The organism is Streptomyces sp. NPDC031554 (assembly GCF_055580685.1).
This window is the reverse complement of the sequence record NZ_JBVIKX010000006.1, coordinates 232,881-251,953: the sequence shown is the minus strand read 5'-3', so window position 1 is coordinate 251,953 and position 19,073 is coordinate 232,881. Positions and strand designations below refer to the sequence as shown.

The window sequence follows — 19,073 nt, the reverse complement described above, 5'->3', positions numbered from 1 at the left end:
CCCTTCCGGACCCCTTTCGGAGCGACCCAGTGACGCCTGACCACCCCACGACGACGACCGGTCCGCACGACCTGGCCCCGGCCCCGCCGCCCGGCTGCCCCGCGCACGGCCGCGGCCCCGGCGGACTGCACCGGCTCTACGGGCCCGGCGCGGAGGACCTGGACGGCCTCTACGAGCGACTGCGCGAGAAACACGGCCCGGTGGCCCCCGTACTGCTCCACGACGACGTGCCGATGTGGGTGGTCCTCGGCCACGCCGAGAACATGCACATGGTCCGTACGCCCTCCCAGTACAGCCGCGACAGCCGCATCTGGACGCCCCTGGTGGACGGCGCGGTCAAGCCCGACCACCCGCTCATGCCGCACATCGCCTGGCAGCCCATCTGCTCCCACGCCGAGGGCGAGGAGCACAAGCGGCTGCGCGGCGCGGTCACCGCCGCCATGGCGACCATCGACGACCGCAGCCTGCGCCGGCACATCTACCGGTCCACCCAGCGCCTGGTCAACCGCTTCTGCGAGCGGGGCCGCGCCGAGCTGGTCGGCCAGTTCGCCGAGCACCTCCCGATGGCCGTGATGTGCCATGTCCTCGGTATGCCCGAGGAGTACGACGACCGCATGGTCCACGCCGCCCGGGACGCGCTCAAGGGCACCGGGACCGCGATCGCCAGCCACACCTACGTCATGGAGGCGCTGAACCGGCTCACCGCCCGCCGCCGCGCCGCACCCCAGGACGACTTCACCAGCCATCTCGTGCTGGACCCGGCGGGGCTCACCGACGACGAGGTGCGGGAACACCTGCGGCTGGTGCTCTTCGCCGCCTACGAGGCCACGGTCAACCTGCTCTCCAACGCCCTGCGGATGGTCCTCACCGACCCGCGGTTCCTCGCCCGGCTCAACGGCGGGCAGATGACGGTGCCGGAGGCGGTCGAGCAGTCCCTGTGGGACGAGCCGCCGTTCAGCACCGTCTTCGCCTACTTCGCCAAGCAGGACACCGAACTGGGCGGTCAGCGCATCCGCCGGGGCGACGGCCTCCTCTTCGCCCCCGCTCCCGGCAACGTGGACCCGCGGGTCCGGCCCGACCTGTCCGCCGGCATGCAGGGCAACCGCGCCCACCTCGCCTTCGGCGGCGGCCCGCACGAGTGCCCCGGCCAGGACATCGGGCGCGCCATCGCCGACGTCGGCGTCGACGCCCTGCTCACCCGCCTGCCGGACGTCCAGCTCGCCTGCGCGGAGGAGGACCTGCGCTGGACGACGTCGATCGCCTCGCGGCACCTCATGGAGCTGCCGGTCCGCTTCGAGCCGAAGTCCCCGCAGGACGTCATGGTCAGGCCGTCCCACGGTGCGCTCCCGCCGCCGCGTCCGATCGTCCCGGTGACCCCCGGCGCCACCTCGGCGCCCGGTGCCGTACCCGCCGCCCCGCCTCCGGCCACCCGCCTGCCGCCGCCCGCCGAACCCCGGCCGGCGGGCGTCCCCCGGCCCCGGTCCCAGCCGCAGCCCCGGCCGGAGTCCCGGCCTCAGCCGGAGTCCCGGCCCCGGCCCGCGCCGGCTCGCACCTCCGAACCGGTCCGCCGGCCGAGCGCCTGGCGGCGCCTCCTCGACTGGTGGCGCGGCTACTGACCCCCGGTGCGCCCGCCGCCCCGGCCGTCGGGCGCCGACCAGGCGGCCAGCGTCCGCCGGCTCCGTAGCCGGTGCTCCACCCCCGTCACCGGATCGGTGAACTCCAGCTCCCGCGCCAGTAGTTGCAGCGGACGCCGGAAGTCGCCGGCCGGTCCGGGGGCGGTCACCTCGGGGTAGAGGGGGTCACCGAGGACGGGCAGGCCCAGCGCGCTCATGTGCACCCGCAACTGGTGTGTCTGCCCGGTCAGCGGGACCAGCCGGTAGCGGGCGAGCCCGTCCGGCCGGTGCCCGACCAGCTCGACCCGGCTGACCGCGTTGGGCTCGCCCGGCACCTCGCGGGCGGTCAGCGTCCCGCGTTCCTTCACGATCCGGCTGCGCACGGTCACCGGCAGGGCCAGCCCCGGATCGTACGGAGCGACGGCCTCGTACACCTTGCGGACCAGGCGGTCGCGGAACAGGGCCTGGTAGGCGCCGCGTTCCTCGGGGCGCACGGTGAACAGCACCAGGCCCGCGGTGAGGCGGTCCAGGCGGTGGGCGGCGCCCAGCGCGGGCAGCTCCAGCTCCCGCCGCAGCCGGGCCAGCGCGGTCTCGGTGACATGGCCGCCGCGCGGTGTGGTGGCGAGGAAGTGGGGCTTGTCGGCCACGACGACGTGCTCGTCGCGGTACACGACCTCCAGCGCGAACGGCACCGGCTCCTCGGCGGGCAGGTCCCGGTGGAACCAGACGAACGTCCCCGGCACGTACGCCGTGTCCGCCGCCACCGCCCGCCCGTCGGCCCCGACGACCCGCCCCGCCGCGAACAGCGCGTCCACGGCCCCGGCCCGCTCCGGGCCGAAGCGCTCCGCCAGATGCTCCCGCACGGTCGCCCAGTGACCGCCGCCCGGCAGCCGCACCCGGACCGGATCGACCCCTTCGCGCTGCGGGAGGGGGGACGGCGGGGGAGGGGTGCGGCGTCTCATCGGGATCCACCCTACGGCCGCCGCGAAAACCCGTTGGCAGGCTCCCGCCCGGTGGGCAGGATGCCGGTCATGCCCTTCCTGACCGGTCCCGTCCTGCCCGCCGGCACCCTCGCCCTGTCCCCGCAGCCGGTCCTGTCCACCGGCGACGGCCTCCTCCTGCGGCCCTGGCGGGCCACGGACGCACCCGCCGTCCACGCCGCCTTCCAGGACCCGCTGCTGCACCGGTGGCACCTGCGGTCCGCCGACTCCGTCGCCGAGGTCACCGGCTGGATCGAGGAGTGGCGGACCGAGTGGGCCGGGGAACGGACCGCCCAGTGGGCCGTCGTCGACGCGGACACCGACGCGCTGCGCGGACGCGTGGCGCTGCGCTGCATCGAACTCGGCGACGGCGAGGCCGAGGTGGCCTACTGGACGACGGCGGCCGCCCGGGGCCGGCGGGTGGCCGCCCGCGCCACGGGCACCCTGGCGCGGTGGGCCCTCGACGAGATCGGCTTCCAGCGCCTGGAACTGCTGCACGCCACGTCCAACGAGGCCTCCTGCCGCGTGGCCGCCCGGGCCGGCTTCCTCCTGGAGGGCACCAAACGCGGCGCGGGCCTCCACCAGGACGGCTGGCACGACATGCACCTGCACGCCCGGGTGCGGGGCGACTGACCGGTCCCGGTCCGGCCTTTCGACGGTCACCGCCCTCGTCCGGGACACGGACCCCGCCCGTGACGGCGGTCCGCCGGCGTTCGCCGCGGCGGCCGTGCGGCTCTCGATCCGCACGGCCGTGCCTGCCGGTCCGTGCGACCGCGCGGCGCCTCGTGCCGCGGCACGGCGTCGGGGACGGAGGACCGCCCCGACGCGGGCAGCCGCCACGGTGTCAGGCGGTTGGAGCGGCGTTCTCCTGCTCGGCCTCCACGCGCGCGTTCCACTCCCGCTTGCCGGCCTGCCAGCCGTCCTCGTCGTGGCCGAGCCGCCAGTAGCCGGAGACCGACAGGTCCTCGCGGGGGACCTGCAGCTCGACCCGCAGCAGCTTGCGCAGCTCCTTCACGAAGGTGGCCTCGCCGTGCACGAAGGCGTGCAGCCGGCCCGCGGGGAACTCCAGCGCGCGGACGGCCGCCACGAGCCGCTCGCCGACCGGACGCTCGCCGCGGTGCAGCCAGACGACCTCCACGTCGGAGTCGATCTTCTGCTCCTCCTCGGGGCCGGAGACCTCGATGAAGGCGTGTGCCACGGCGCCGGCGGGCAGCGACTCCAGCGCCGCCGCGATGGCGGGCAGCGCGCTCTCGTCACCGGCCAGCAGGTGCCAGTCGGCGGCCGGGTCGGGGGCGTAGGCGCCACCGGGGCCCAGGAAACGGACGGTCTCGCCCGGCCGGACGCGGGCCGCCCACGGTCCGGCGAGGCCCTCGTCGCCGTGCAGCACGAAGTCCAGGGTCAGCTCGCGGTGCTCGGTGTCCCAGTGGCGCACCGTGTACGTCCGCGTCACGGGCCACTGCTCACGGGGGAACTCCGCGCGGATGCGCTCCAGGTCGAAGGGCTCCGGGTAGGTCACGCCCGCGGGCCCGAACAGCAGCTTCACGTAGTGGTCGGTGCAGGTGCCGGCGGTGAACTCGGCCAGCCCCTCCCCGCCGAGGACGACGCGCTGCATGTGGGGGGTGAGCCGCTCGGTGCGGACGACCTGCGCGGAATGGGGCTTCCGCGGCTTCCGTGCCGGACGTTCTGCCATGACGGCCTCCCAAGCCTCTGTTGGTTAGGTTTGCCTAAGTTAGCACCTCGCGCCGTCGTGGTGCGCCGCCGCGGGCCGCCGGCCGCCCGCGGGGCCGGCGCCTACCCGCCGAGCGTGTCCAGCAGCCGCTGCAGCGACCCGCCGAGCCCCCGGCTCTCCGCCAGTTCCCGCAGCACCGCGGGTTCCCGCGCGGCACGCGGGAGGCGGGTCGACACCGCCGGCAGCGGCACGTCGTCGGCGACCCTGACCACCTTCGGCGCGACGGCGAGGTAGGGCCGGGCCCCGTCGAGCCGCTTGCGCTGCGTGGGCGTGAGCCTGGCCGCCGGATCGTCGACGGCCGCCAGGATCCCGGCCAGGTCGCCGAACTCGGCCAGCAGCTTGGCCGCCGTCTTCTCGCCGATGCCCGGCACGCCGGGCAGGCCGTCGCTCGGGTCGCCGCGCAGCAGCGCCAGATCCGCGTACCCGCGCCCGTCGACGCCATACTTCTCGCGCAGCCACGCCTCGTCCGTGGTCTGGAGCGTGCCGACGCCCTTCAGCGGGTACAGCACCCGCACCCCGCGCGCGTCGTCCACCAGCTGGTACAGGTCGCGGTCGCCGGTGACGATGTCGACCGGGCCCTTCGCGCGTGCGGTGAAGGTGCCGATCACGTCGTCCGCCTCGTAGCCGGCGACGCCGACGCGGGCGATGCCCAGCGCGTCCAGGACCGCCTCGATCACCGGCACCTGCGGTGCGAGCGTGTCCGGCACCTGCTCCTCGTCCGGGCCCGCCCCGTGCTCCTCGGCGACCCGGTGCGCCTTGTAGGAGGGGATGAGGTCGACCCGCCACCGCGGCCGCCAGTCGGCGTCCATGCAGGCGACCAGGTCGTCGGGCCGGTGGTCCTTGACCAGGCGGTCGATGAAGTCCAGCAGCCCGCGCACGGCGTTCACCGGCATGCCGTCCGGGGCCTTCACGGACTCCGGGACGCCGAAGTAGGCGCGGAAGTACAGCGAGGCGGTGTCGAGGAGCATCAGTCGTCCGGTCACGCCACGCATCATGCCGCACCTCCCCGCCGGGGAGCCGCCGCGGTTCACTCGCGTGGCAGGTGTGAAGGGTCTGTGAACTGGCCCACGGGCGTGTTTGCCCATGTCGGCCCTGGGCAGGTGCCGCGTCGGAGCGGCGCCGGTTGCACATTCAACTGATGTTGTCTCCGGCGGGCCGCACCCCGGCCCCGCCGCTCCCGCCCCTGCCCCCGACCCGAGAAGGTATGTGTGTCCTCCAGGCTTCAGGCCGACCGCCTCTACAAGGTGTTCGGCAGACGACAGGACGAGGCGGTCGAGCGACTGCGTCACGGCGCCGACCGGGAGGAGCTGCGGACCGACGGCACCACCGCCGCGGTGATCGACGCCTCCTTCACCGTGGACCCCGGCCAGATCTTCGTCGTCATGGGCCTGTCCGGCTCCGGGAAGTCCACCCTGCTGCGCATGCTCAACGGACTGCTGGAGCCCACCGCGGGACGCGTCCTCTTCGACGGTGAGGACCTCACCGCGCTCGGCGACCGCGAACTGCGCGAGGTCCGCGCCAGGAAGATCAGCATGGTCTTCCAGCACTTCGCGCTCTTCCCGCACCGCAGCGTCCTCGACAACGCCGGCTACGGCCTCGCCGTGCAGGGCGTCCCGCGCGCCGAACGCGAGGAGCGCGCCGGCGAGGCCCTGCGGCTGTGCGGTCTGGCCGGCTGGGAGAAGTCCTGGCCGGACGAGCTGTCCGGCGGCATGCAGCAGCGGGTGGGTCTCGCCCGCGCCCTCGCCACCGACGCCGACCTGCTCCTGATGGACGAGTCCTTCAGCGCGCTGGACCCCCTGATCCGCCGTGACATGCAGGACCAGCTGCTCACGCTCCAGAAGACCCTGAAGAAGACGATCGTCTTCATCACCCACGACCTCAACGAGGCCATGCGCCTGGGCGACCGCATCGCCGTCATGCGCGACGGCCGCATCGTGCAGAACGGCACCGCCGAGGACATCCTCGTCCGCCCGGCCGACGACTACGTCGCCTCCTTCATCCAGGACGTCGACCGCTCCCGCGTGCTGACCGCGTCCGCCGTCATGGACACCGCCGTCCGCGGCGACGAGGCCGACTGCGGCTGCGCCACCGCGGACCCCGACACCCCGTTCACCGAACTGTGCGCGCTCAGCGCCCGCACGGCGCACCCGGTCGCCGTCGTGGACGCGCGGCGCGAACTCGTCGGCGTGGTCCCGCGCCGGCGTCTCGTCGGCTTCCTCGGCGACGAGCACGGGGAGCCCGCCGCCTGCGCCGACCCGCGCGACGAGGGGAAGGTGACCGCCCGTGCCCAGGCTGCACCTCGGTGACTGGGTCGACTCCGGCGTCGACTGGCTCGTCACCCACATGTCCTGGCTGTTCGACGCCGTCAAGGCGGTCGTCGAAGGCATGTACGACGGCATCGACGCCGTCCTGACCGCCCCCGAGCCCCTGCTGCTCGCCGGCATCCTCGCCGTCCTCGCCTGGTGGCTGCGCGGCCTGGTCGCGGGCGTCCTCGGCTTCGCCGGCTTCGCGCTCGTCGACTCCCTCGACCTGTGGGAGGAGGCGATGTCCACCCTGTCGCTGGTGTTGGTCGCCACGGTGATCGCCCTGGTGATCTCGGTCCCGCTGGGCATCTGGGCGGCCCGCTCCAAGACCGTGAGCGCCGCCCTGCGGCCGGTCCTGGACCTGCTCCAGACCATGCCGTCGATGGTCCTGCTGATCCCCGCGATCCTCTTCTTCGGCATGGGCGTGCCCGCCGGTGTGATCGCCACCCTGATCTTCGCGCTCGCCCCCGGCGTGCGCATGACCGAGCTCGGCATCCGCCAGGTCGACGCCGAACTCGTCGAGGCCGCGGAGGCCTTCGGCACGACACCCCGCGACACCCTCTGGCGGGTCCAGCTGCCGCTCGCCCTGCCCACGATCATGGCGGGCGTCAACCAGGTCATCATGCTCGGCCTGTCGATGGTCGTCATCGCCGGCATGGTCGGCACCGGCGGCCTCGGCGGCTCCGTCAACGAGGCCATCGGCCGGCTCGACATCGGGCTCGGCTTCGAGGCCGGCCTCGGCATCGTCGTGCTCGCCATCTACCTGGACCGCATGACCGGCGCCCTGGGCACCCGCATCTCCCCGCTCGGCCGCCGCGCCGCCGCCAAGGCCCGCCCCACCGTGTGGAGCCACCGTCCCCGCCCGGCCGTGGCCGTGGTCGGCGTGGTCGTCCTCGCGCTCGTCGCCGGCGGCATGGGCGTCTTCGGCTCGAACTCCGGCACCGCCGAGGCCTCCGCCGCGAACGTCGGCGAGGGCGAGGAGATCACCATCGGCTACATCCCCTGGGACGAGGGCATCGCCTCCACCTACCTGTGGAAGGAACTGCTGGAGGAACGCGGCTTCGAGGTGAAGACCACCCAGTACGCCGCCGGCCCGCTCTACACCGGCCTCGCCACCGGCCAGATCGACTTCCAGACCGACTCCTGGCTGCCCACCACGCACGCCGAGTACTGGAAGAAGTACGGCGACCGGCTCGACGACCTCGGCACGTGGTACGGCCCCACGTCCCTGGAGCTGAGCGTCCCGGCGTACATGAAGGACGTGAACACCCTCGCCGACCTGAAGGCCAGGTCGGCCGAGTTCGGCGGCCGGATCACCGGCATCGAGCCCAGCGCCGGGATGATGGGCCTGCTCAAGGACAAGGTGGTCGAGGAGTACGGCCTCGACGGCTACCAGGTCGTCGACGGTTCGACCCCGGCGATGCTCGCCGAGCTGAAGCGGGCGTACGCCAGGAAGGCCCCGATCGTCGTCACGCTCTGGTCGCCGCACTGGGCCTACAGCGAGTACGACCTCAAGAAGCTGAAGGACCCCCGGGGCGCGTGGGGCAAGGGCGACGGCGTGCACACCCTGTCCCGCGAGGGCTTCGCCGCCGACCACCCCGAGGTCGGAGCCTGGCTGAAGGACTTCTCCATGACCGAGGAGCAGCTCACCGGTCTGGAGGCGCGGATCCAGAAGTCCGGCAAGGGCAAGGAGCAGGACGCCGTCCGCGCCTGGCTGAAGGAGAACCCCGGCCTGCTCGACCGGTGGGCACCGGTCGACGGCGCGGGGCGGGAGAGCAGGGCGGCCGGGTGACCTGACAGCACCCGGGCCGTCCCGCGCGGGGCGGGCCCCGGCAGACGTCCGCGAGACGTGGCCGGGGCCCGCCCCGCGCCGCCGTTCGCACGGCACGGATCCGGCCAACCGCGCAGCGTCACGTCCGGGCCCGGACCGGCGGTCGTCCGGCCGCCGGCGCCGGCCGTTCCACCAGCCGGATCACGCCGCGCGAACGGCACGGGAACACCAGGGGGACGCCGGGCATTGAACCGAAGGACACCAGGAAGCGGCACCGCCCGCGGATGATCGACTGGCGCGAACCGTCAGTTCCCGTGCGACGACGGATGCCCTCGATGTGACGGGCTCGTGAAACGGTTTGCCGAACATGCGTAGGGTGCAAGAGAACTCATCAGAGGACATGCGCCCGCGACGGGGCACTCGGCAGTCGGACCGACGAGCACAGGAGGGAGCCGGAGCGATGGGCGACCACAAAGAACAGCCTCTGCGGGTGGGCGCGGCCGTCCGGCGGCGGCGCCGGTCCCTGGACCTCACGCTCGCCGTCGTGGCCGAGCGCAGCGGCCTGTCGGTCCCGTTCCTGAGCCAGATCGAGAACGACCGGGCGCGGCCCAGCACCGGTTCCCTGGAGAAGGTCGCCGACGCCCTGCGCACCACGGCCGTCGAGCTCCTCGCGGCCGCCGACCCGGCGTGCAGCGTCGACGTCGTGCGCGCCGAGATCACCGGGCCCGCGCCCGGTCCGCGCTCCCGCTCGCTGGTGCGCGGCCACCACCAGATGCACGCCTCGGAGTTCACCGGCGACCACGAGGCCGGCCGCGAGTTCCAGTACCGCAACGACCAGTTGATGTACGTCGCCGACGGCGCGGTGGAGATCGAGGCCGAGGGCCGGGCCTACCGTCTCGGCCGCGGCGACACCCTGTACCTCACCGGCGGGGTGCGGCACCGCTGGCGCGCGACCGTGCCGGACACCCGCGTCGTGGTCGTCGCCGTGGCGGAGCACATCGAGGCGGTCCGCGACCGCAAGCGGTAGTGCGGGCCGCCTCCCCGGTGCCCTCGCTCACGGAGGCGGCGGCCGCGACCCTGGCCAGCGTCCTGGCCGGCGCCCCCGACCGGTGCACCCACCCGGCGGGCCTCGACGTCGCCCGGGTGGGCGGCACCGAGAACCCCGTGACCGACCGGATCGCCGCCCTCGCGCCCGACCTCGTGATCGCCGACGAGGAGGAGAACCGCGGGCCCGACCTTTCCGCCCTCCGGGACGCCGGCACCGAGGTCCTGGTCACCGAGTGCGCGACGTGCCGCAGGCCTTCCGGGAGCCGGCCCGCGTACCGGCGGTCCGCGGGGCCCGCTCACGCCCCCGCCGGCTCGACGACGCCGAGGAGGCCTGGAGCGCCCCGCGGTCGCCCGGCCGTCGTGCCGCCCGGCCGTCGTGCCGCCCGGCCGTCGTGCCGCCCGGCCGTCGTGCCGCCCGGCCGTCGTGCCGGTCCGGCGGCGGCCGTGGACGGTCCCGGGCCGCGACATATTCGCCGGGGACGTCCCCGCCCGCCTCGGGGTGGACCACCCGCACACCGGCCCACCGGGACCGCCACCCCGAGGTCACGGCGCGGGAACTGCGGGCGGCCGCCCCGGACCTGGTCGTCCTCCCCGACGAGCCCTACCGCTTCACCGCCGACGACGGCCCGCAGGCGCTCCCCGGACTGCCGTGCGCCCTCGTCAGCGGACGGCGCCCGACGTGGTACGGCCCCTCGCTCACCGAGGCTCCCCGCGTGCCGGCCGGGGCGCTGTGAGCAGCTCACCGCTGACCAGCCCCCGCACGGTGCGCGCGGCACCAGTGGGGCCGGGACGGCGGACCGCGGCGGCGCGCGGGCGCGGCCGCGGGCCCGCGACGGAGGCGGAGGAGGGGCGGGGGAGGGGGCGGGCCGGACTGCGGTGACCGTGATCCCACCGTTTCGCCCGCGGACGCCCGCGACCAGGGACGATGTGTCCATGAGGGCATAAGCTGACCTTATGAGCGGCGACGAGACGACGCACGAACCCCCGGGGGAGCGGCCCGGCGGCTCGATCGCGCACCGGGTCCCCGACCTCGGGGCCCTGGAGCTGCTGCTCGCCGTGGCCCGGCTCGGCAGCCTCGGGGCGGCCGCCCGTGAGCTGGGCATCACCCAGCCGGCCGCGAGCAGCCGCGTCCGCACGATGGAGCGCCAGCTCGGGGTGGCCCTAGTGGACCGTTCCCCGCGCGGCTCCCGGCTCACCGACGCCGGAGCGCTGGTCACCGACTGGGCACGGCGGATCGTCGAGGCGGCGGCGGCCTTCGACGCGGGCGCGCAGGCCCTGCGCGACCGGCGCGATTCACGGCTGCGGGTCGCGGCGAGCATGACCATCGCCGAGTACCTGCTGCCCGGCTGGCTCCTGGCGCTGCGCGCGCAACGCCCGGACACGGCGGTCTCGCTGCTCGCGGGCAACTCGACGGCGGTGGCCGAACGCCTGCTGTCCGGCGACGCCGACCTCGGTTTCGTCGAGGGGCTCAGCGTGCCGACGGGCCTGGACTCGACGGTCGTCGCCCACGACCGGCTGATCGTCGTCGCCGCGCCGGCACACCCGTGGGCGCGGCGCCGGCGGGCGGTGTCCGCACCGGAACTGGCCTCGACGCCGCTGATCCTGCGGGAGGAGGGCTCCGGGACGCGACAGGTCCTCGAGGCGGCCCTCGGCGGGCCGGCCCGCCCCCTGATCGAGCTGTCCTCGACGACGGCGGTGAAGGCGGCCGCGGTCGGCGGCGCGGGGCCCGCGGTCCTGAGCGAGCTGGTGGTGAGGGAGGAACTGGGCCTGCGGCGCCTGGTGTCCGTCCCGGTGGACGGCGTCCGCCTGGCCCGGGACCTGCGGGCGGTCTGGCCCGCGGGCCACCGCCCCACGGGCCCGGCCCGCGACCTGCTGTCGCTGACGCGGGGGTAGGGGAGACCCGGAGGGCAGGGGAGACCCGGGGCGGGGCAGAGGCCCGGCCCGGCCGCGCTCATCCCGCCGCCGTCACCAGCCCCCGCATCACCCGCAGGTCCTGCCCCATCTCCGGATGCCACTGCACCCCCAGCACCCACCGTCCGCCCGTGGACGGGAGCTCGACGGCCTCCACCGTCCCGTCCCCGGCGTACGCGGACACCACCAGTCCCGCCCCCAGCCGCTCCACCGCCTGGTGGTGGAAGGTGGGCACCGAGGCCTCCTCGGGCACCAGAGCGGCGTACCGGGTGCCCGGCACGGGCTTCACCGCGTGCCGCCCGACCACGCCGGGCGCCGCCGCGTGCCCGGGCAGGTGCTGCACGAGCGACCCCCCGAGCGCCACGTTCAGCAGCTGCATCCCCCGGCAGATCCCCAGCAGCGGGAGTCCCGCCTCCAGCGCCGCCCCGATCAGCGCCAGTTCCCAGACGTCCCGCTCCGGCGCGGGCGGTCCCGTCCGGGGGTCGCGCTCGGCGCCGTACCGCGCGGGCTCGACGTCGGGCCCACCCGCGATCACCAGCCCGTCCAGCCGGGCCACGGCGGACGCCGCGTGCCCGGGCGCGTCCGGCGGCAGCATCGCCGCCAGCGCGCCCGCCCGCTGCACGAGCCGCGGGTACCCGGCCGGCAGCAGCGCCGCCTCCAGCTCCCACCCGCCCCACCGCGTGCGGGCCTCCAGATAGGTGCTGACGCCGATCAGCGGCCTGCCCGTCCCGTTCGCCACGCCCCGCCCTCCGTCCCGCCGCCCCACACCGGCCCCCGCCTCCGCAGGAACCCAATGGACCGGGCGTGAACCATTGAACACGTCCGCGGGTCAGGCGAGGAAGCCCCGCAGCAGCGCGGCCGTCCCGGCGCAGTGCTCGCGCATGATCTCCCGCGCCCCGTCCGCGTCGCCGTCCAGCACCGCCCCCACCAGCGCCGTGTGCTGGCGCTGCGAGTGCTCCAGGTTGCGCACCAGCAGCGGGATGCAGTCCAGCAGGTCGTTGAGGGTGGCCCGGACCGCCGCGTACTGCGCCGCCAGCGACGGGGAGCCGCACAGCTCGGCGAGGGTGAGGTGCAGCATCGTGTCGCGGCGGCGGTAGTCCGCCGGCGGGGCGTCCCCGGTGCGCGCCAGTGCCGCCCGCAACCGCTCCGCCCGCTCCGCCGTCAGGCCGTGCGCCGCGCACAGACCCGCCGCGCCGACCTCCAGCACCTCCCGGAACCGGAGCACGTCCTCCATGCCGGCCTCGGTGGTCCGCCGGCGCAGCGCGTCCCCGCCGGCCGCCTCCGCGCGCGGCAGCACGAACGTCCCGCCGTACCTGCCCCGGCGGGACTCCACGAGCCCCTGGTCCTGGAGCACCTTCAGCACCTCGCGCAGCGTCACCCGGCTGATCCCGAGCCGTTCCGCCAGGTCCCGTTCGGCCGGCAGCCGTTCGCCGCCCGGCACCAGGCCCAGCCGCACCACCTGGAGGATCTGCTGCAGCGCCTCCTCGAAGCCGTTCCCGGCCCGCACCGGCCGAAGCACCGGTGTCAGCCGGTCCGCCGGTCCTTCCTCGGCGTCCGTCGGCATCCGGTCGCGCCCCCTTCCCAAGCAAAGGTCCCCCGGAATACCTTATGGCTCCCGGTCGCCCGGCACAGCCCCGGCGGCCAGCACAGCCCCGGCGTCTGACACAGCCCCGGCGGCCGTGGCAGCCCCGGCAGCCGGCGCCCCGCAGCCGGGGCGACAGCCCCCGCGGCAAGCCGTGGCAGTCGAGCAGTCGAGCAGTCGTAGCAGCCGAGGAAGCCTGAGGAGGCCCTCCCGTGGCAGACCGCACACCCCCGCTCGGCGTCGAGGAACTGCACGCCCTCGTCGCCGGCGGTGAGATCGACACCGTCGTCCTCGCCTTCCCCGACATGCAGGGACGTCTCCAGGGCAAGCGCTTCGCCGCCCGCTTCTTCCTCGACGAGGTCCTCGAACACGGCACCGAGGGCTGCAACTACCTCCTCGCCGTCGACACCGAGATGAACACGGTCGGCGGTTACGAGATGTCCTCCTGGGAGCGGGGCTACGGCGACTTCGCGATGCTCCCCGACCCGAGCACCCTGCGCCGCCTGCCCTGGCACCCCGGTACGGCGATGCTCCTCGCCGACCTCGCCTGGGAGGACGGCTCACCCGTGGCCGCCGCCCCCCGGCAGATCCTGCGCCGCCAGCTGGAACGCCTCGCCGACCTGGGCTGCACCGCCCAGGTCGGCACCGAGCTGGAGTTCATCGTCTTCAAGGACACCTACGAGCAGGCCTGGGACGCCCGTTACCGGGGACTCACCCCGGCCAACCAGTACAACGTCGACTACTCGATCCTCGGCACCGGCCGCGTCGAGCCCCTGCTGCGCCGCCTGCGCAACGACATGGCCGGCGCCGGTCTCACCGTCGAGTCCGCCAAGGGCGAGTGCAACCCCGGCCAGCACGAGATCGCCTTCCGCTACGACGAGGCCCTGGTCACCTGCGACCAGCACGCCGTCTACAAGACCGGCGCCAAGGAGATCGCCGCCCAGGAAGGCGTCTCCCTCACCTTCATGGCCAAGTACGACGAGCGCGAGGGCAACTCCTGCCACATCCACCTCTCCCTCGCGGACGCCGACGGGACCAACGTGATGGCCGGGCCGGACGGGATGTCCGAGACCATGCGGTACTTCCTCGCCGGACAGCTCGCCGCGCTGCGGGACTTCTCCCTGCTCTACGCCCCGCACATCAACTCCTACAAGCGGTTCCAGCCGGGCTCCTTCGCCCCGACCGCCGTCGCCTGGGGACACGACAACCGCACCTGCGCCCTGCGCGTCGTCGGCCACGGCCGCTCCCTGCGCTTCGAGAACCGGCTGCCCGGCGGCGACGTCAACCCGCACCTCGCGGTCGCCGCACTGGTGGCCGCCGGGCTGCACGGCGTCGAGCGGAAGCTGGAACTGCCCGAACCCTGCGCGGGCAACGCCTACACCGCCGACTACGCCCGCGTCCCCACCACCCTGCGCGAGGCCGCCGACCTCTGGGAGAACAGCGCCATCGCCCGGGCCGCCTTCGGGGACGAGGTCGTCGCGCACTACCGCAACATGGCCCGCGTCGAGGTGGAGGCCTTCGACGCGGCGGTCACCGACTGGGAGCTGCGCCGCTCCTTCGAACGCCTGTGAGGCCCCTCTTGCCCGACCAGCCCGCGTCCGACCAGCCCGCGTCCGACCAGCCCGCGTCCGGCCGGCCCGTGTCCGGCCGTCCCGCTTCCGGAGGGTCCGCGTCCGGCGACTCCTCCGCGGACCTGCTCCGGGTGATCAACCCGGCCACCGAGGAGGTCGTCGCCACCGTCCCCGCCGCCACCGGGGCCGACGTCCACGCGGCCGTCGCGCGCGGCACCCGGGCCCAGTCCCGCTGGGCCGCCCTCGCGCCCGGCGACCGCGCCCGGCTGCTGCGCCGGTTCGCCGCACGGGTCGACGAACACCTCGAGGAACTCGCCCGGCTGGAGGTCCGCGAGGCCGGACACACCCTCGGCAACGCCCGCTGGGAGGCGGGCAACGTCCGCGACCTGCTCGACTACGCGGCCGGCGGGGTGGAACGACTGACGGGACGTCAGATCCCGGTCGCGGGCGGCCTCGACGTCACGATCCTCGAACCGCTGGGCGTCGTCGGCGTCATCGCGCCGTGGAACTTCCCGATGCCGATCGCGGCCTGGGGCGCCGCCCCGGCGCTCGCCGCGGGCAACGCGGTGATCCTCAAGCCCGCCGAGACGACCCCGCTGACCGCCCTGCGGCTGGCCGAACTCGCCCTGGAGGCGGGCCTGCCGGAAGGCCTTCTCCAGGTACTGCCCGGCCGCGGCCCGGTCGCGGGCGACGCCCTGGTCGAGCATCCGGGCGTCGCGAAGATCGTCTTCACCGGGTCCACGACCGTCGGCAAAAGGGTGCTGGCGAAGGGCGCCGGCCTGCTCAAGCGCGTCACCCTGGAGCTCGGCGGCAAGAGCCCCAACATCGTCTTCGCCGACGCCGACATCGAGGCCGCCGCCGCGGCGGCCCCCATGGCCTTCCTCGACAACGCCGGGCAGGACTGCTGCGCCCGCACCCGCATCCTCGTCCAGCGTTCCGTCCACGACCGCTTCCTGGACCTCCTCGCCCCCGCGATCGAGTCGGTCACGGTCGGCGACCCGGCCGACGAGAGCACGGACATGGGCCCGCTGATCTCCGGCGCCCAGCTGGACCGCGTCCGTTCGTACGTGCCGGACACGCCGGCGGGCATCCGCGGCGAGGCCCCCGACGGCCCCGGCTTCTGGTTCCCGCCCACCGTCCTGACCGGCGTCGACCCCCGCGCGCGCGTCGCCGTCGAGGAGGTCTTCGGTCCGGTCGCCGTCGTCCTGCCCTTCGAGGACGAGGCGGAGGCGGTGGAACTCGCCAACGCCACCGACTACGGCCTCTCCGGCTCCGTCTGGACCTGCGACGTCGGCCGCGCCCTGCGCGTCTCACGGGCCGTGCGCGCCGGGAACCTGTCCGTCAACTCCCACTCCAGCGTCCGCTACTGGACCCCGTTCGGCGGCTTCAAACAGTCCGGCATCGGCCGCGAACTCGGCCCGGACGCCCTGACCGCCTTCACCGAGACCAAGAACGTCTTCATCAGCACGGAGGGCTCCGCACAGTGACCGAAGAGATCATCTGCCGCCGGCTCGTCGGCCGCACCGCCGTCGTCACCGGGGCCGGCAGCGGGATCGGCCTCGCCACCGCGCGCCGTCTCGCCTCCGAAGGGGCCCACGTCGTCTGCGGCGACATCGACGAGACCCGCGGACAGGCCGCCGCCGAGGAGACCGGCGGCCTGTTCGTGAAGGTCGACGTCACCGACCCCGACCAGGTGGAGGCCCTGTTCAAGGCCGCCTACGACACCTACGGCAGCGTCGACGTCGCCTTCAACAACGCCGGCATCTCACCCCCCGACGACGACTCCATCCTCGACACCGGGCTGGAGGCCTGGAAACGCGTCCAGGAGGTCAACCTCACCTCCGTCTACCTGTGCTGCAAGGCCGCCATCCCCTACATGCGGCGCCAGGGCAGGGGCTCCATCATCAACACGGCGTCCTTCGTGGCGAGGATGGGCGCCGCCACCTCCCAGATCTCCTACACGGCCTCCAAGGGCGGCGTCCTCGCCATGTCCCGAGAGCTGGGCGTGCAGTTCGCGCGGGAGGGCATCCGCGTGAACGCCCTCTGCCCCGGACCGGTCAACACCCCGCTGCTCCAGGAGCTGTTCGCCGAGGACCCCGAGCGGGCGGCCCGCCGTCTCGTGCACATCCCGGCCGGACGGTTCGCCGAGGCCGACGAGATCGCCGCCGCCGTCGCCTTCCTGGCCAGCGACGACTCCTCCTTCGTCAACGCCGCCGACTTCCTCGTCGACGGCGGCATCTCCGGGGCGTACGTCACCCCGCTGTAGGCCGCACCCCGCAGCGCCGGGACGAGCACGACGCCCCTGCCCCCTCGGCCGACGCACCACGTCCGCCTGCGGGTCACGACCGCCGAGGGGCCCGGCGGCCACGTCCGGTCCCCGGTCCTCCCCTCCAGCGCGGGCACCGAGGCCCCCGTCCTCGTCCGGTACGTCTTCGACGCGGGCGACGACGGGCCGCCGCTCGCCGACACGGACCGCATCACCGAGGGCAGCCGCCCGGCCGGCGACGCTGACACGGGCGGCGGGGCCGGCCGGCGGCATCGGACGGACGCGGTGAACCGCGCGGTCCGCGGGACCACGTCCAGGGCGTGTTGCGAAAGTCCCTCCCCCAGAGGGGGTGCCCCCAGCCCGGCGGCGTCTGGCACGCGCGCTCGCCGCGTTGTCGGGATCACCCCGATACCACCAGTATCGGGGCGACCCTCCGCCTTGCGATCGCACGCACCAGACGCCGCCGGGCCTGCCCTTCGGGCAGACGACGCCACTTTCGAAACGCGCCCTAGAGGAACGTCCGGCCCTCGCCCCGGTACGTCGGCACGGTCGCCGTCACCCGGTCGCCCTCGACCAGGTGCAGGGCCTCGAACCGCTCGCACAGCTCACCGGCCTTGGCGTGCCGGAACCACACCTTGTCGCCGATCAGCAGATCGTCGGCGGGGGAGCCGAGCAGCGGGGTCTGCACCTCGCCGGGTCCCTCCTGCGGGTCGTAGCGCAGCCCCTCCGGCAGGTACGGCACCGGCAGCCGGTCGCGGCCGGCCGCACCGGAGGCGGGGTAGCCGCCGCCGAGCACGGTGACGACGCCGACGCCCGGCCGCCGTACGACGGGCTGGGCGAACAGGGCGGCCGGACGGCCGCTGAACGACGTGTAGTTGTCGAACAGACGCGGCACGTACAGGCCCGAGCCCGCCGCGATCTCGGTGACCGCGTCCTCCGCGGCCGTGTGCTGCACACTGCCCGTGCCGCCGCCGTTGACGAACTCCAGGTCCGGCACCACGGCCCGCACCGCGCGCACCACCGCGGCGCGCCGCTCGACGAGTTCACGGCGGGCGGCGGCCTGCATCAGCCGGACCGCCCGCGACCGCAGGGGCCGGCCGGCCACCGAGTCGCCCACGCCCGCGATGTGCCCCTCGTACGCCATGATCCCCACCAGCCGGAACCCCGGCCGCCGGGCCACCGCGCGCGCCACGTCGGCGACCCGGGCCGGGGAGTGCAGCGGCGAGCGCAGCGCGCCGACCCGCACCCGGCCGCCCAGCAGCCTCAGCGAGGTGTCCAACTCCAGGCAGACCCGCACCACTTCGCCGCCCCCGCCGCGCGCGGAGTCGATGAGGTCGAGCTGGGCGACGTCGTCGACCATCACGGTGACGGCGGCGGCCAGCTCGGGGTCGCCGGCGAGTTCCGCGAAGCCGGAGCGGTCGGCCGAGGGGTAGGCGAGCAGGACGTCGTCGAAGCCCGACCGGGCCAGCCACAGCGATTCGGCCAGGGTGAAGGACATGACGCCCGCGAAACCGTCCCTGGCCAGGACCCGTTCCAGCAGGGCCCGGCAGCGGACGGACTTGCTGGCGACCCGCACCGGCTTCCCGCCCGCCCGGCGCACCAGGTCGTCCGCGTTGGCGTCGAACGCCTCGAGGTCGACGACGGCGAGGGGGGCATCGAGAAGGGCGGTGGCCCGGTCGTACCGGGCCCGGTCGGCGGCGCGCGCAGTCATGGACGCAGCCTGCCAGACCGGATTACCGCAGGGTAGGGGGACGTTCCGGGCAGATGCCCCCGCGGGCGTGGACTGGTTCCCGTCCGCGCAGGAACAAGCCGTAGAGTGACGCGCACGCACGGAGGAGGGCTCCGGCCGGTCACCCGTGCCGGGATGCCGGTCCGCCCGTGCGGGTATGCGTGCCCAGGGGGACCGGCGGGTCCGCACCGGGGCCGCCGGGCCGAGAAGACCGGTCCGCGCAGGACGACGACGGCGCGGGCACGAGGAAACGGGGGGCGCATGAGCACGGAAGCACGCCGCGCCTCGATCCCCCCGCGTCCGACGGCGCCCCCGCCCCCGGCGACCCCGCCCCGACCGCCCCACCCACCGGCGTCCGCGGACCGGGACCCGGCCCCCCGGGCGCCCGAACCGCCGCCCGCGGGGCCCCCGTCGTTCCGCACGGTCCCGCAGCCGCCGCCCGCGGTCCCGCCGGGCCCGTTCGCGTCCTCGCACCGGGTTCCCGAACCGCCCTCCACCGCGCCGGGTCCCCCGCACCTGCCGCCCGGCCCCGCGCACCCGGACCGCATGCCCCCGCCCCCCGCGTCGGCCC

Annotated in this window: 15 protein-coding genes and 2 pseudogenes; 11 read left to right on the top strand and 6 right to left on the bottom strand. The window is 74.9% G+C overall.

All coding sequences use genetic code 11. The annotated features are described in order from the left end of the window. The first annotated feature begins 29 nt into the window (after positions 1 to 29). Positions 30 to 1,616, top strand: coding sequence for a cytochrome P450 (locus ACZ5FU_RS18460; protein ID WP_451781331.1), 1,587 nt, complete (start codon positions 30 to 32; stop codon positions 1,614 to 1,616). Here the strand turns inward: ACZ5FU_RS18460 and ACZ5FU_RS18455 are convergent. After that, positions 1,610 to 2,575: an RluA family pseudouridine synthase gene (locus ACZ5FU_RS18455; RefSeq protein WP_468646754.1), complete on the bottom strand. Its 966-nt coding sequence runs from the start codon at positions 2,573 to 2,575 to the stop codon at positions 1,610 to 1,612. The two genes, ACZ5FU_RS18460 and ACZ5FU_RS18455, sit on opposite strands and share 7 nt — an antisense overlap. A 69-nt stretch (positions 2,576 to 2,644) precedes the next feature. Between ACZ5FU_RS18455 and ACZ5FU_RS18450 the strand changes: the two genes are divergently transcribed. Then, entirely contained in the window at positions 2,645 to 3,226 is a 582-nt protein-coding gene (locus ACZ5FU_RS18450; RefSeq protein WP_451527920.1) for a GNAT family N-acetyltransferase, read from the top strand. A 211-nt stretch (positions 3,227 to 3,437) separates the two neighbouring features. Here the strand turns inward: ACZ5FU_RS18450 and ACZ5FU_RS18445 are convergent, their stop codons facing one another. Beyond that, positions 3,438 to 4,283 carry a siderophore-interacting protein gene (locus tag ACZ5FU_RS18445; RefSeq protein ID WP_468646753.1) on the bottom strand — a complete coding sequence of 282 codons (846 nt, stop codon included), beginning with the start codon at positions 4,281 to 4,283 and terminating at the stop codon, positions 3,438 to 3,440. 101 nt (positions 4,284 to 4,384) lie between these two features. Further along, on the bottom strand, positions 4,385 to 5,314 hold the full coding sequence (locus tag ACZ5FU_RS18440) for a 5'-3' exonuclease (protein WP_451781346.1): 930 nt from the start codon (positions 5,312 to 5,314) through the stop codon (positions 4,385 to 4,387). Positions 5,315 to 5,530: 216 nt separating this feature from the next. Here ACZ5FU_RS18440 and ACZ5FU_RS18435 point away from each other — a divergent pair, with 216 nt between their 5' ends. The 5 genes and pseudogenes from ACZ5FU_RS18435 to ACZ5FU_RS18415 all read left to right on the top strand — a co-directional run bounded on the left by ACZ5FU_RS18435 (position 5,531) and on the right by ACZ5FU_RS18415 (position 11,336). Beyond that, entirely contained in the window at positions 5,531 to 6,628 is a 1,098-nt protein-coding gene (locus ACZ5FU_RS18435; RefSeq protein WP_451781329.1) for a quaternary amine ABC transporter ATP-binding protein, read from the top strand. Further along, positions 6,606 to 8,417 carry an ABC transporter permease/substrate binding protein gene (locus tag ACZ5FU_RS18430; RefSeq protein ID WP_451781327.1) on the top strand — a complete coding sequence of 604 codons (1,812 nt, stop codon included), beginning with the start codon at positions 6,606 to 6,608 and terminating at the stop codon, positions 8,415 to 8,417. The genes ACZ5FU_RS18435 and ACZ5FU_RS18430 overlap by 23 nt, the downstream gene beginning before the upstream one ends. Before the next feature lie 439 nt (positions 8,418 to 8,856). Then, entirely contained in the window at positions 8,857 to 9,423 is a 567-nt protein-coding gene (locus ACZ5FU_RS18425) for a helix-turn-helix domain-containing protein (RefSeq protein WP_451527924.1), read from the top strand. Further along, positions 9,423 to 10,177 (top strand): annotated as a pseudogene (locus ACZ5FU_RS18420) (helical backbone metal receptor). The gene ACZ5FU_RS18425 and the pseudogene ACZ5FU_RS18420 overlap by 1 nt, the downstream one beginning before the upstream one ends. A 220-nt stretch (positions 10,178 to 10,397) precedes the next feature. Further along, positions 10,398 to 11,336, top strand: a complete 939-nt coding sequence (locus ACZ5FU_RS18415; RefSeq protein ID WP_451527926.1) for a LysR family transcriptional regulator — start codon at positions 10,398 to 10,400, stop codon at positions 11,334 to 11,336. 58 nt (positions 11,337 to 11,394) lie between these two features. On the opposite strand, the gene ACZ5FU_RS18410 is transcribed toward ACZ5FU_RS18415, so the two are convergent. Both ACZ5FU_RS18410 and ACZ5FU_RS18405 read right to left on the bottom strand, forming a co-directional pair. Beyond that, positions 11,395 to 12,093 carry a gamma-glutamyl-gamma-aminobutyrate hydrolase family protein gene (locus tag ACZ5FU_RS18410; RefSeq protein ID WP_469045549.1) on the bottom strand — a complete coding sequence of 233 codons (699 nt, stop codon included), beginning with the start codon at positions 12,091 to 12,093 and terminating at the stop codon, positions 11,395 to 11,397. Positions 12,094 to 12,183: 90 nt separating this feature from the next. Beyond that, positions 12,184 to 12,918 (bottom strand): FadR/GntR family transcriptional regulator, encoded by a 735-nt coding sequence (locus ACZ5FU_RS18405; RefSeq protein ID WP_451527928.1) that lies wholly within the window; start codon positions 12,916 to 12,918, stop codon positions 12,184 to 12,186. Between the two features lie 230 nt (positions 12,919 to 13,148). Between ACZ5FU_RS18405 and ACZ5FU_RS18400 the strand changes: the two genes are divergently transcribed. The 4 genes and pseudogenes from ACZ5FU_RS18400 to ACZ5FU_RS18385 all read left to right on the top strand — a co-directional run. Next, positions 13,149 to 14,507 carry a glutamine synthetase family protein gene (locus tag ACZ5FU_RS18400; RefSeq protein WP_469045548.1) on the top strand — a complete coding sequence of 453 codons (1,359 nt, stop codon included), beginning with the start codon at positions 13,149 to 13,151 and terminating at the stop codon, positions 14,505 to 14,507. Positions 14,508 to 14,638: 131 nt separating this feature from the next. Continuing rightward, positions 14,639 to 15,994, top strand: a complete 1,356-nt coding sequence (locus tag ACZ5FU_RS18395) for an aldehyde dehydrogenase family protein (protein ID WP_451527967.1) — start codon at positions 14,639 to 14,641, stop codon at positions 15,992 to 15,994. Further along, positions 15,991 to 16,773 carry a 3-oxoacyl-ACP reductase gene (locus ACZ5FU_RS18390; protein ID WP_451781321.1) on the top strand — a complete coding sequence of 261 codons (783 nt, stop codon included), beginning with the start codon at positions 15,991 to 15,993 and terminating at the stop codon, positions 16,771 to 16,773. The genes ACZ5FU_RS18395 and ACZ5FU_RS18390 overlap by 4 nt, the downstream gene beginning before the upstream one ends. A gap of 60 nt (positions 16,774 to 16,833) precedes the next feature. After that, positions 16,834 to 17,037: pseudogene (locus tag ACZ5FU_RS18385) on the top strand (hypothetical protein); the annotation flags it as partial. 244 nt (positions 17,038 to 17,281) lie between these two features. Here the strand turns inward: ACZ5FU_RS18385 and ACZ5FU_RS18380 are convergent. Beyond that, positions 17,282 to 18,484 carry an amino acid deaminase/aldolase gene (locus tag ACZ5FU_RS18380; protein WP_468646639.1) on the bottom strand — a complete coding sequence of 401 codons (1,203 nt, stop codon included), beginning with the start codon at positions 18,482 to 18,484 and terminating at the stop codon, positions 17,282 to 17,284. Between the last annotated feature and the right edge of the window lie 589 nt (positions 18,485 to 19,073).